Annotated in this window: 11 protein-coding genes; 4 read left to right on the top strand and 7 right to left on the bottom strand. The window is 66.7% G+C overall.

Annotation, left to right across the window (positions count from 1 at the left end; translation table 11 throughout):
* Window positions 1-61: 61 nt before the first annotated feature.
* Together ND748_RS02395 and ND748_RS02390 are read right to left on the bottom strand one after the other, a co-directional pair.
* A complete protein-coding gene (locus ND748_RS02395; protein WP_251743751.1) occupies window positions 62-1,234 on the bottom strand; it encodes a pyridoxal phosphate-dependent aminotransferase in 1,173 nt (390 codons plus the stop codon).
* Window positions 1,235-1,505: 271 nt separating this feature from the next.
* Entirely contained in the window at window positions 1,506-2,510 is a 1,005-nt protein-coding gene (locus ND748_RS02390; protein ID WP_251743750.1) for a TauD/TfdA family dioxygenase, read from the bottom strand.
* 258 nt (window positions 2,511-2,768) lie between these two features.
* On the opposite strand from ND748_RS02390, the gene leuC reads away from it, so the two are divergent.
* The 3 genes from leuC to ND748_RS02375 are packed head-to-tail and all read left to right on the top strand — an operon-like array spanning window position 2,769 to window position 5,688.
* A complete protein-coding gene (gene leuC / locus ND748_RS02385; RefSeq protein WP_251743749.1) occupies window positions 2,769-4,169 on the top strand; it encodes a 3-isopropylmalate dehydratase large subunit in 1,401 nt (466 codons plus the stop codon).
* A gap of 26 nt (window positions 4,170-4,195) precedes the next feature.
* Complete coding sequence (gene leuD, locus ND748_RS02380; RefSeq protein WP_285901489.1) at window positions 4,196-4,783, top strand: 3-isopropylmalate dehydratase small subunit; 588 nt, start codon at window positions 4,196-4,198, stop codon at window positions 4,781-4,783.
* An 11-nt stretch (window positions 4,784-4,794) separates the two neighbouring features.
* Window positions 4,795-5,688: a LysR family transcriptional regulator gene (locus ND748_RS02375; RefSeq protein WP_251743747.1), complete on the top strand. Its 894-nt coding sequence runs from the start codon at window positions 4,795-4,797 to the stop codon at window positions 5,686-5,688.
* On the opposite strand, the gene ND748_RS02370 is transcribed toward ND748_RS02375, so the two are convergent.
* Together ND748_RS02370 and ND748_RS02365 are read right to left on the bottom strand one after the other, a co-directional pair.
* A complete protein-coding gene (locus ND748_RS02370) occupies window positions 5,667-6,083 on the bottom strand; it encodes a cupin domain-containing protein (protein WP_251743746.1) in 417 nt (138 codons plus the stop codon). The two genes, ND748_RS02375 and ND748_RS02370, sit on opposite strands and share 22 nt — an antisense overlap.
* A 115-nt stretch (window positions 6,084-6,198) precedes the next feature.
* On the bottom strand, window positions 6,199-8,115 hold the full coding sequence (locus ND748_RS02365) for an FAD/NAD(P)-binding protein (protein ID WP_251743745.1): 1,917 nt from the start codon (window positions 8,113-8,115) through the stop codon (window positions 6,199-6,201).
* 209 nt (window positions 8,116-8,324) lie between these two features.
* On the opposite strand from ND748_RS02365, the gene ND748_RS02360 reads away from it, so the two are divergent.
* Window positions 8,325-8,909: a cysteine hydrolase family protein gene (locus ND748_RS02360; protein WP_251743744.1), complete on the top strand. Its 585-nt coding sequence runs from the start codon at window positions 8,325-8,327 to the stop codon at window positions 8,907-8,909.
* Between the two features lie 346 nt (window positions 8,910-9,255).
* Here ND748_RS02360 and ND748_RS02355 read toward each other — a convergent pair whose 3' ends face one another.
* The 3 genes from ND748_RS02355 to ND748_RS02345 all read right to left on the bottom strand — a co-directional run.
* A complete protein-coding gene (locus tag ND748_RS02355; RefSeq protein WP_251743743.1) occupies window positions 9,256-10,941 on the bottom strand; it encodes a CocE/NonD family hydrolase in 1,686 nt (561 codons plus the stop codon).
* Between the two features lie 522 nt (window positions 10,942-11,463).
* Window positions 11,464-11,814, bottom strand: a complete 351-nt coding sequence (locus ND748_RS02350; protein WP_251743742.1) for a hypothetical protein — start codon at window positions 11,812-11,814, stop codon at window positions 11,464-11,466.
* Window positions 11,811-12,654: EndoU domain-containing protein (locus ND748_RS02345; protein ID WP_251743741.1), on the bottom strand; the 844-nt coding region annotated here is incomplete at its 5' end. The genes ND748_RS02345 and ND748_RS02350, both read right to left, overlap by 4 nt.

The following is a 12,654-nucleotide window of genomic DNA, read 5'->3' as shown; positions in this document are numbered from 1 at the left end:
CCGACATCTCTACCTCCTGGTACCGTCCGGATATGGGCTCCCGCGTGCCTCTGGCGGCGATTCAACTGGGTCCTGGATCGTCCGCGACCGGCGGACTGGCGGGAGGACGTCGACGTGCGGAGTTCAGTGCGGCGGACATCCGGAACATCGCCTCGGTAAGCACCTCGCGCGAATTTGCGAACGACAGTCGCACATGCCCTTCGCCGCCTGGCCCGAAAGCTGACCCGGGAGTGACTGCCACCCGTGCCGCGTCGAGCAGCCAGCCGGCGAACTCCGAAGCGTCGCCGAGATCAGTGTCGAGGATCTTGGGAAAGACGTACAGAGCGCCGTCCGGATGTGTGCAGGAGATGCCGGGCATCTTGTTGAGCGCATCCACCACGAAGTCCCGGCGCGCCGAGTACTCGGCTGTCATTTCTGACACCGGCGACTGTGCGCCGGTGAGCGCCGCGATCCCGCCGACCTGGATGAAAGAGCCAGCGCATCCGACGGTGTGCTGCTGCACCTTGAGTAGGTCCGAGACCACCTCGGTTGGCCCGGCCACATAACCGAGCCGCCAGCCCGTCATGGCATATGCCTTGGAGAATCCGTTCACCGTCAGCGTGCGCTCCGCGCCGCCTGGGAGACTCGCGGGACTCACGTGCGGTCGGTCGACATAACTGATCTTCTCGTAGATCTCGTCGGAGATGATGAAAAGATCATGTCTGTCGGCGAAGGACACGAGCGCCGCGACCTCCTCCTCTTCCAGGACTCGGCCGGTAGGATTATTAGGAGTGTTTACGAGCACCGCGCGGGTGCGTGATGACAACGCCCGCTCGAGAATCTCCGGATCGAGCCGGAAACCGTTCGTCGCAGACAGGGGTGCTGACGAGGCCCGAGCGCCCACGAGGCCGGCCATCGCGCTGTAGCTGACCCAACTCGGTGTGGGGACGATCACCTCGTCCCCAGGGTCCAGGACGGCAAGCAGTGCACTGAAGAGTGCATGCTTGGCTGATGGCGTCGCGATCACGTCGGTCGACGCGTCCACGAGAATCCCGTTGTCCTTCGCCAGTTTCTCGGCGATGGCGGTCAGAAGCTCGGGCTCGCCGCGGCTGGGTGTGTAGTGCGTGCGTCCCATCCCGATCGCGGCCACGGCCGCAGTGGACACGTGCCGCGGAGTGTCGAAGTCCGGCTCACCGCCCCCCAGGTCAAGCACGTCATGACCGCGTGCCCGCAGAAGCCGGACCTTGTCGAGCACGGCATACGTGGCAGACTCCGATATCTCCGTTAGTCGGCGTGCGGTTCTTGGCATGGGCCCCTCCAGATCATGGACATGCTGGTGAGCGAAGCCGGCCACCTCGGCACGGGGACTCGTCGTCGAGGCCGTCGGGCCGGCCCCGAAAGTCCTGGCCGGCCCGATCGGCCGGGGTGCCGGACATGGCGGGTGGCCGGTCAGGCGGACCGCACGTGCGGCGCCGCCATCCATTCCCTGCTCCGACTCGCGGCGTCTCACAGCTACGAGCGCACGGTCAGTCGGCGACCCGCCCAGGAACACCGTCGAGCCACTTCTCGCGGTGGCTGGCACGGGCAGCCTCGTCTCGAAAGGCGTAGGTCTTGAGCAACCAGCGACTGCGGACCTGTGTCGGATCGACGACCTCGACCTTCTCGCGGCTGTGCAGGCCGTCCTGGTTGGCGAGCAGGAGCAGATCGCCTTCGAGAATCCGGTGGCGGGTCCTGGTGACGCGGGTCAGCGCGTTCTTCATGTCCAGAAGGGCGTCCTTGGCCCGCTCGGGACTTCCCGGTGCCACTGTCGTGCTCGTGTCGAGGTACCGAAAGCTGTGATCGTTCTCCAGGATCGGATGCCGCTTCGAAACGGTCAAACTGTTGTTCTTGTCTCGGGAGTAGACGTCGAAGGGTGTGATGAAGTAGGGCTCGCGAAGCACCGACAGAGTGCTCGCGGCGCATTCTTCAAGGAGATCCCGGCCATCGATGAAGCCGGTGTAGATGAGGTCCTTCCCCGGACACCGCAACCCGAGTAGCGCGATGTAGTCGGCTCGGACCTCGTGCGCGGTGCGGTCGTTGTGATAATAGAGCTCGCTGTCGCTGTAACCGGTCAGGGTGCCACTGAACCGATCGATCGCCACCACATCGGTGAAGAAGTCACCGCGGTTTCGGGCGTAGGCCAGGAGTGGCGTCCCCGTGAGCTGGGCGCAGAGCTCGAGCAGCGCCTCGCCGATGAAGGTCTTCTTGAGCTCGTGCTTCCTGGCCATGGGGTCGTCGTTCCCGAGATCCGGGAGGTCCCGGTCGATCGGGCAGTTGCGGAGAACGTGAACGACGGACGCCCCATCCCGACGATCAGACCGGACTCGTTCAAGTGCGACGAGGAAGGGGCGAGGGACCCGTCGGCTGGCGATGAGATCCGTGACCGAGGCAGCGAAGTCCTGGTACTCAAGGTAAGGATTCGAACTGATCGTCGCGAGGGCGTCGAAAATTGACTCCCTCTCACGCTCCGTGAGGATGAGAAGTGGCTTCATGACATTCACCTCCGAGTTCTGGATCGCTCGCCATCGATTTTCACGTGCGTCTCGGAGTGCGTCATCAGACGGGAGTGGAAGTAGGTCTGAAATAATTTCCATCGGGAGTGGAGAGCTTCGACCGGAGGTGTAGAGCGTCGCGTATGCATCGGTCGGGAGTGGATATCCGCTGTCGGCATCTCTTGCCACGGGGCAGCCGCTGTGCCATAAACTCCTACACGCCAGCCGGCGGTACGTCCGTCAGGAGCGGGAGGCCTCATGGGGACGACACTGACCCAGAAAATCTGGGACGAACACGTGGTGCGCCGCGAACCTTCGGGTGAGGATCTGCTTTACGTTGATCTGCACATGCTGCACGAGGTGAACACGCCGCAGGCGTTCGAAGGGCTCTGGGCTTCCGGACGATCCGTCCGTAGAGCCGATCTCACCGTGGCCACAGAGGACCACAACACACCGACGATCTCCATTGACCGAGTCGACCGGAGCGGGCCGGCCTGGGCACAGTCAAGACTTCTCCGTGAGAACTGCGCTCGGGCCGGTATCCCGCTACTCCGACTCGGCGACACCGCCCAGGGAATCGTGCACGTGATCGGCCCGGAGTTGGGCTTGACCCGGCCCGGGATGACGATCGTCTGCTGTGACTCCCACACGACGACGCAGGGTGCGTTCGGCGCCCTGGCACTCGGGATCGGTACCCGGCAGGTCGAGCACGTACTGGCCACGCAGACGTTGTGGTTGCGTCGACCGAAGGACATGGCCGTGACGGTGACCGGCCGGCTGCCCGCCGACACCAGCGCCAAGGATCTCGTCCTTGCCCTCATCGCGAGGATCGGGACGGCCGGTGCCCAGGGCCATCTGATCGAGTATCGGGGCGAGGCCGTTGAGGTTCTGTCGATGGCAGAACGTATGACGCTGTGTAACATGGCTGTCGAAGCGGGATCCCGCGCCGGCGTCATCGCTCCGGACGAGACGACATTCGACTATCTCGCGCGCCGACCGTCCATGCCGACCGGCAAGGACTGGGACGACGAGGTCTCGTACTGGCGGACGCTGAGGTCGGACAACGACGCACGGTTCGACCGCGAGGTGACCTTCGATGCCGGGGGCCTCGTTCCGTACGTGACATGGGGCACCAACCCGGCGCAGAGCGTTCCGCTGGAGGCCACGGTCCCCTCGCCCGCTCAGTTCACCGATGCCTCGGAACGTGCGGCAGCCGAGAGAGCACTGGCCTACATGGACCTGAAGCCGGGAACGGCCATGCGCGCGGTCCCGGTCGATGCGGTGTTCGTCGGTTCCTGCACGAACAGCAGGATCGAGGATCTTCGTGCTGCCGCCGCGGTGCTGCGGGGACGGCGGGTCGCCGCGAATGTACAGATGATCGTGGTGCCCGGATCGGCGGCAGTCCGCCGCCAGGCGTGCGAGGAGGCGCTGGACGAGGTCTTCGCCGCGGCCGGTGCCGACTTCCGGCCGCTGGCCGGCTGCTCGATGTGCGCGGCGCTGAACGAAGATCGTCTCCAGCCCGGCCAGCGCGCCGCCTCCACGAACAACCGCAACTTCGAGGGCAGGCAGGGCCGTGGGGCGCGGACCCACGTCGTATCGCCGGCCGTGGCGGCGGCCACCGCCGTCGCCGGTCGGCTCGCCACTCCCGCCGACCTGTAAGCACGCGAGCACGATCGGGAGCTGCCATGAAAAAGTTTACTGTGCATGTCGGAACAGTGATGCCGCTGCGTCGCAGCAACGTCGACACCGACCAGATCATCCCGGTACGGTTCCTGCATAACTCCCGGCGTACCGGGCATGCCGAGTCCCTGTTCGCGGACTGGCGTGATGAACCGGACTTCGTGTTCAACAGGCACGATCACCAAGGTGCCACCATTCTCGTCGCAGGCCACGACTTCGGCACTGGATCCTCCCGGGAGTATGCCGTGTGGGCGCTGCTCGACCACGGATTCCGGGCCGTGCTGGCCCCGAGGTTCGGTGACATCTTCCGGGAGAATGCACTGCTCAACGGACTGCTCGCCGTCGCGCTCCCACTCGGCGTGATCGAGGAGCTATGGGACATGGCTGAGGCGGCTCCGGCGACCGAGCTGACGGTCGATCTCGTGAAGCTCCGGATCACGGGTGCAGGGGTCGTGTACAGTTTTGACCTGGATCCGCGTATGCGTGCTCGAATCCTGGACGGCACGGACCAGGTGGCAGGGACGTTGCGGTATGAGGCTGACATCGCGAGGTATGAAGACGGCCGTCGCCGAGCGCTCCCCACGACGGGCTGACCTCTCCCGGTATGAAGATAACCCACTGCCGGGCCCTGGTCGCGGCATTCGACTGTGGCAGCTTTACAGAGGCGGCCCGCCGGTTGGGGATAACTCAGTCGGCGGTCAGTCATGCCGTCGCCGCACTGGAGGCGGATCTCGACTGTGTGCTCTTGGAGAGGGACCGCACCGGTGTCCGGCTGACCCAGGCCGGGAGCGCGATAATCAACCATGCCCGGGCGATCCTCGCCCATGCCGATGAAATGCGCAGAAATACTGGCAGGATCCACGGGGAAGCCGGCGGAGTTGTCCGTTTCGCAACGAGCCAAAGTTTCTCCCAACACCTTCTTCCGAGCGTTGTGAGTTACCTTCGAACCGATCAACCGACACTGTCGGTGGAATTGCGGGAGGGAACCGACCAGCAGATTGCCCGCTGGCTTCGGATACACGCAGTCGACGTCGGAGTGGTCACACTCCCCAAGGCCGGGATCGCCACGGTCTCGTTGTGGAGGGATGAGCTTCAGGTCCTGCTACCCGCTGCCCATCGGCTCACCAGGACCGGCGCCGTCGACCTCCGAGAGCTTGCGGAGGAGAGTCTCGTCCTGCCGGTCGGTGGCGTCGAACCGTCGATTCGTGCGGCGTTACAGCTGGTGGGCGCCGAACCGGCGGTTGCATACCGCATGCAGGACATCAACGGCCTGGTCGCGATGGTCGCCGAGGGTCTTGCCATCGCCGTGCTGCCTGCCCGAGCATTGCGATCACTTCCCGGCGGAATACGGGCTGTGCCGCTGAATCCGACCGTCAACCGGCAGGTCGCGCTCGGTATCAGCGGCACCTCGTGCGAATCGCGGACCACGCGCTCGTTCGTGCGGGCGGTGCTCCGCGTGGCGAACCAGAACGGGACTCAATCCCCGGTGGCGGTCTGAGCGAAACCGGCACCACGGAGATCGGCCGAGTTGGTGTCGACTTTCGGTGCAACCGCCCGGGTGGGGCCCGTTCGAATGCCGAGCACGGTGCATCCTGCCACGCTCCGCACGCGGTGGATACTTCCCGGCTCCTTGATCATCAGATCGCCGGTCGTGAGCCGACCACCATCGTCCTCCAGCAGCTCGCCGGCGAGTACGAGCATCAGCTCATGACCGAGATGCTCGTGCAGGTCGCCGTGGGCCCCGGCAGCGAACCTGGTCAGAAAGGCTGTCGCGCCCGCATGGCCTTCCTCGGTGAACAGGGTGTGGATCTCCGACCCCGCGCGGTCGGGTTGCGCCCAATTGGTCCACTCCAGGTTGGCGAGTGTTGTCGAGGACAGCACGTCGCGGAGCACAGAGGGCACGATCACCGGATGTCCCTGGGTAGTTGTCACTGTCTCTCCTTCGAGTGCCGATCGACTTGGCGACGCCATGCCGGCGCGAACACCGGAGCGGTGCCGGGTGGTTGACTCAGCCGACCGGGATGGGGACGGCCGCGTTCAGGGATGACACGGGGAGCAGTACCTCCGCCGCAATGGCATCGGCGTCGCTGGTGAACTCGTTCCAGCTACCGGGGCGCCCGCTTCCGACGAGGGTGAACCAGCGAGTGTGCTCCGTGGGAATCCCGAGGACGTGAAGGTTGTGATCCGGTGACCCGTCGCGGCGGATCGGATGAAAGGGCGACCGCGTGACCGCGACTCCGCCGGTCCGAAACGTCACACCATCGCCGCTGTTGACAAACTCGGTCCAGATTCCGCGCCTCAGCAGGTTACGGGTCAGCGCCGACAAGTCCTGGCCGACGTCAGGACTGGGAGTCCGCGCGTCGATCAGGGTGTCGACGTCTACGCGCGAGCCGCGTACAGCCGGGGAGGACAGCTCGAAGACGCCACGTCGGTCGTCCAGACCGACCTCGATGTCCGGGCCGACGAGGTGCAGGATGCCAGCCCTGCGCAGTGCCGCCGTCTGCCGCAGGCGTACCCGCGGTGGTCCGGCGGCGAGCAGCGAGCTGCGGGGTGAGAACCAGGAGAGGAAACCGCCGCGATGGGATTCAGGGGTGAGTCCGCCGAAGTCGACGATGCGGCGGATCACCCAGCGGGTGTCCCGCAGTACATCCAGGGAAGCCTTGAGCGGATCGTCGTAGTTACCCCGGTCGGCGTGCCGGAGATCGCGCGTGATATGTTCTGTCAGTGCGCGATCGAACTCCTCGGTACTGGCAAACTCAGCCCCGTCGAACGGGCGTGAAAGCTGTCGGAGATCGGGCGGAATATCGGATATACCCAAATCTTGGGCGATCAGCCGGACTGCCGGTGTCCCATTCGCTGCCGCTCGTGAGACCGCTGTCTCCAGGCGGGACAGGTCCGTTAGTAGGCCACGTACACGCAGTAGCGTCCGATAGTAGACGAGGTCTATTTCCGCCAGTATCCATGGAAGCACGTCGGTGGTGAAGTCGATGGCCCCGTCCTGAAGATTCCGGAGGACGTTGTCGGTCGTGAACAGCAGAGGGTCGAAGGCTAGAATCGCAGGTTTCTGATTGAGTCCCCGGGCTGGCACGGGAATGCCACTCCGCGAGCCGGCAAAGAGGACGGGCTCGCGGCCGCTAGCCTGATATTCGAGCTGTTCCGACTCCTGGTTGACGAACCGTCCGCCGCGTCCGACCGTCAGAGCAAGCATGACGTCGTAGAACGAGAGCCCGAGCCCGAGGATGCCGACTCCGGAGCCCGCCGGCACTGTGTTGAGCTGCATGTCCGCGGCAGAGTCGCCGGGCAAGTATCGCAGTCGCGGTCGTGCCGAGGCGAATTTCTCGAACTCCTGGAACCTGCCGGTCTGCTGGAGCCGTGCATGCCCGGTGGTCAGGACGATCTTGTCGGCCAGCAGGGCGCCGCCGTCGGACAGGTCGAGCCGATAGCCGTCGGCCGTCGGTTCCAGATCTTCGACGGTCGCCGATACGCGGTGGAGAACCACGCCGCGGGGTAACGTGGCCTCGATCGCGTCGAGGAGATGGCGCATGTAGCGGCCGTGCAGTGCCCGTGGAGCGTATCCATCCGGCCCGGGAAAACCCTCCTCGTTGGATTCCCACCATTCGGCGAGGGATGGGCCGGAACCCGGCCGGGTCGGGCCGTTGTCCGGGGGCCCCGAAAACATTGTGACCTCGCCGCACACTGTATTCATGACGAACCATTCGGGCTGGTCGCTTCGCCAGACGCGGCCACATCCGACCTCGACCGTGTCGATGAGATAGATCTCGATCGGACGGTGCGGGGGAGAGTCGAGAAGTCGGGCCGCGGTACGCTCGAGCACGCCGAGCCCCCGTGGACCGCTCCCGACGATCGCGACGCGGAACGTCGACACCGGTTCATGGCTACCGGACATCTGCCGGCTTGTGGTCATCGCCTGCTCCTCCGTGGAGTCCGTAATCCGTGCCGACTCCGGTTGCGCGGGCACTGATCTGCAGCCTAAGGACCGCCTTCGGCAGGTTCAAGGGAGTTCTTCTCATGCTTCGATCGCGTTCGCTCATGGAGGTCTCGAACGGCTCGATCCACCCTGGATGCCGTGTTAACTTCGGCGTGCTGGACCGTGTCCGGATACGGAGGCCGAAAATGCGCGATGCTCCCGCACTGCTGATTCTTGACATGATCAACGAAATTGTTCATCCGAAAGGGTTGTACGCCTCGCACGGATATGCGGCCGAGGTGGAGAAGCGGCAGGTTCTGGAACGTACCGCGGATGCCATAGATCGGGCGAGGAGCGCGCGGATACCTGTGATCTATGTGGTCGTCGGATTCTCGCCAGAATATCACGAATGGCCGGCCGGCTCCGCGGTGTTCGCCGAAGCACGTCCCGGCAGGAAGCTGGTGGTCGGTACCTGGGCGACTACGGTACATGAGGAGCTCAAGCCCGCCGCTGATGAGCCGATAGTCGTCAAGCGACGCATCAGCCCGTTCTGTGGTACCGAGCTGTCGCTGCTCCTGCGGGCCAGAGGAATTGACACGCTACTGCTCGCGGGCGTCTCCACCGACCTGGTGGTGCTTTCCACCGCGCGGGACGGCCACGATCAGGACTACCGCGTCGAAGTGCTGGCCGATGCCACGGCGAGCATGACCACCGCGTTGCACGAGTCCGCGCTGGCGCTGGCTGCTCGCACCGCTTCGGTGACGACGGTCGACGAGGCGCTCCCGCGATAGACCGGTCGCGGGCCGAGCCTGTCCGGCCGCTGTCGCCAACTGATCCTTGGCCGCCGGTGTGCCGTCGTGCGGGCGACCTGTCCAACGTGCCGCGGGGGGGGGGGGGGGGGGGGGGGGGGGGGGGGGGGGGGGGGGGCCGCCCGGGGCGCGGGGGGGGGGGGGCGGGGGGCGGCGGGGGGGGGGGGGGGGGGGGGGGGGGGGGGGGGATGCTTGGTCGGGGGGGGGGGGGGGGGGGGGGGGGGGGGGGGGGGGGGTGGGGGGGGGGGGGGGGGGGCCGCGGCGGGGGGGGCCCCCCCCCCCCCCCCCACCGATCACTCTGCTGCCGAGTCGCGGCCGGACGAAGGTCTCATTCCGCGTCGGGGAGGTCGGCGAGCGGGAGCTCCAGGTAGGAGGCGGCACCGTCCGGGGAGCCGAGCTCGACCTGGCTGCCGTCGACGGTGGCGTCGGCGAACAACCGGTCCCTGGTGTCGATCACGAGGGCGAGCTGGTGGCCGGCGGCGATCCGGTAGTCCGCGGGCTGGAGCTGGACGTCGATGGCCCGCGCCTCGCCCTCCCGCTCGTTGAGCAGCGTGTACGGCGCACTGGTGATGATCTTGCCCTTGGCGCGACCCGGGTCCACGTCGAACAGGTGGGTCACGATCGTGGTCGTCGCCGCGGCCGGGCGGACCGTCAGGTGCAGCCGGACGTTGCCGGTGAGCTGGCTCTGCGCGACCAGCGGCTCGGTCACCCAGACGGCCGCGTCCCGCCGCGAGATCGACGCCGTGTCGTAGATGGCGGGCGAGCCGAGCCGCTCCAGGACGCCGGTCTGGACGAGGGCCTCGGCGACGTGCGCGGGGGTGTCCACGCCCGCCTGGATGGTCGTCGTCCACCCGGTGGCCGGCCGGGACGCCAGCGCGCCGTCGGTGGAGCCGCCCCGCGGCTGGTCGAGGTAGAACCGGCGGGTCGGCTGGACGTACGACTGCCAGTCGTTGGACTTGCGCAGGTCGAACAGGTTGTGCATGTACTCGGTGTGGACGTTGCCGTCCTGGCCGATGCCGTTGTCCTTGCCCCGCAGGTGATGGTCCAGCCAGCGGAAGGTCGTCGCCGTCGGCCGACTCCAGCCGCCGAGGAACCCGAGGATCTCGTCGCCGCCGTGGTCGCCGATCTGGACCAGCAGCCGGCGGGGCCCGGTGAGCTCGTTGAAGAACTCGACGACGGCCGGCACCGAGAAGATCGTCTCGTGCCAGTAGGTACCGAGGAAGACCGGCACCTGCCGGGCGTTGAGCCGCTCGACATAGCTGATCGGCGAGCGGATGGCCCCGAAGTCGATCAGGTTCTTGATGTTCTTGTTGGCGCGGAAGTCCTCGAAGATCTGCCGCGTCTCGTCGGACAGGCGGTCCTCGCCGAACAGCGCCGCGAGGGCCTCGAAGGCCGCGATGTGCCGGGTCTCGTTCTCGTACAGCGAGCGGGTGAGATCCGCCCACGCGCTCTGCGCGGCGACGGCCTTCACCCGGTCGTCGTGCGCGGCGATGATCAGGCTCTGGCCGGCGCCGTAGGACGATCCGACGAACGCGATCTGGTCCGGGTTCACCCGGTCGGCGTGGTTCTCCAGGACCCAGTCGATGATGGCGGAGCCGTCCGCCCGGTCCCGCGGCCCGGCGACGTCGATCTTCCCGGTGGACTCGGCCAGGCCCCGCTCGCTGTACGCGACGGCCAGATAGCCCCGGATCGCGAAGTTCACCAGCAGCCCGGGGTAGGAACGCCACCCGGTCGGGGCCAGCGGCGCGGGCAGAATGACGACCGGGCTCGGACCGGTACCGCGCGGGACGAACACGCCCGCGTCGAGCTGGACGTCCGGGTCCGCGCCGGGAATCCGGACGGACGCGAACGTGCCGGCGCCCTGAAGCTGCTGGAACTTGGCGGCGGTCGCGGCCGGAAGCTCCCGAAAGTCACCGCGGTCGAGGTTCTCCAACGCCCTGTTCTGGGCGTCGAGCAGGGATCGGTCCTGGGGGGCGAAATCGAAGACTGTCGTATTCTGGGGGCTGGTGGCCACTCGTGGAGTCTCCTTGCCGAAAGTCGGAGCAGAACAGGCCAGATCGCCAGGCGGCGTTCAGGCCGTGCCGTGAGGTGGCGGGATTACGTCGCTGTCCGGCTGACGGTGTTGCCCGACTGCCGGTGTTATCCGGTTGACGGTGTTGCCCGGATGATGACGGTGGTCCGTGACCATCGCCCGGTTCGTCGCCGATCCGCGGCACCCCGGCGTTGACGATTCCCGGTCACGAGCCCGAAGCGTAGGGCCGGCCGCGACCGCCGCCGCTGAGGCGGACACTTGATGCGTGGCGTTCGGCGACGCCGCGTTGGTCCACCTTCGCCCCTCTTTGGCCGCCTCGGCAGGCAGTTTCCGCCACATCTGCTTCGACGAACTTGTCGGCCGGTCCAGCCCCCGCTGACGGTCCAACCCCCACTGGCGGTTCAACTCTCGCTGGTGATCCAGTCCTCGCTGGTCGTCCGGCGCTCGCCGACGGTTCCGCGGAACCGCTCGACGGCCTACCCGACGACGGTTCCGCGGAACCGCTCAGCCGTCGGCGCCGGGCCGGCTCCGGGAGTCGAGGAACGCCGCGTAGTCGTCGAGCAGCTCCTCGAACTCCGCGATCGTGAAGTACACCGACTCCCACTGCTCGTACAACGACTCCAGCAACACCCGATCCCCCTCGATCTCCTGCACGGTGCCGTTCCCCAGTGCAGCATTCAACTCGCCCGAGCGTACTTTCTGCCATCGCCGCACATATCTTGCGATGTCCGGTGGGTATGGGCCGACATCGCTCTCCAGGAAATCGAGGACGGCAGCCTCGATATTCCGGTCGAGCTGGGGTGCGGCTATTTCCAGGTTCTGATCTTCGTCGCGCCGGAACGTCCATCTGCTCATCGAGGCTCTCCTGGGTCGGCCTTCTGGATCGGGAATGCGGTCCTGAGTTCTCCGCGTGGGCTGACATAGAGCTGTATCAGCACGCCATCGTAGCTGTCTCGCAGCGTCTTCTTGGGAATTTCTTCATTATTTCTGAGTCTCGGCTCGATGACGTCGTTGTAGACCTTCTCGTAGGTTGTCTGCACGGCATCGCGCACTTTCTGCTCCGGCCACTGGTTCGGGAACATGGTGTGCTCCGGAACGTCCTTTCTCCGCCATTCTCCGGTGGTGGGATGGCGGAACTCGACGTCGGCATGGTAAGTGCCGTCCGTTTTCCGGTCTTCCACCGAGGTGATGCGGCGGTCGGGTGGGGGGTGGCCGTCGGGGGCGCTGTGGAAGCCGACGGGGCGGCCGCGCCTGTTCCATTCGCCGTGCAGGATGTGCTGGAACACCTTCTCGCTGATCTCGGGCCGGGCGGGTGCGTCCGCCGGGCGGATGGGTGGCCCATCCGGCAATCGGCTCGTGGCGCGGCTGTCGAGGAGGGCGGCCTTGCGTTCGGGGTCGGTGGTGGCGCGCGGAGCGTCGGTGGATGGCCTGCCGGACTCGGTGGGCGCGAACCGGTCCATGCCGGCGGCGCGGGCTTCGAGTAACGCCGCCTTCCGCTCGGCCGAGGTAACGGCAGGTGCGGGCCGGTCGTGGGCGGGGACCTCGGTGGCGCGGCAATCGAGAAGCGCGGCCTTGCGTTCCACTCCCTCGCGTGGGGTGGCGATGGGCCGGTCGGATGGGGACGGGGGAGCGTCGGCGGCGGGTTCCCGGGCGGCGGGTTCGCGGGCGGCGGGTTCGCGGGCGGCGGGGCGCGGC

The organism is Frankia sp. AiPs1 (genome assembly GCF_023716945.1).
GTDB lineage: Bacteria > Actinomycetota > Actinomycetes > Frankiales > Frankiaceae > Frankia.
The sequence above is the reverse complement of the archived record's forward strand: the minus strand, read 5'-3'. Positions and strand labels throughout refer to the sequence as shown.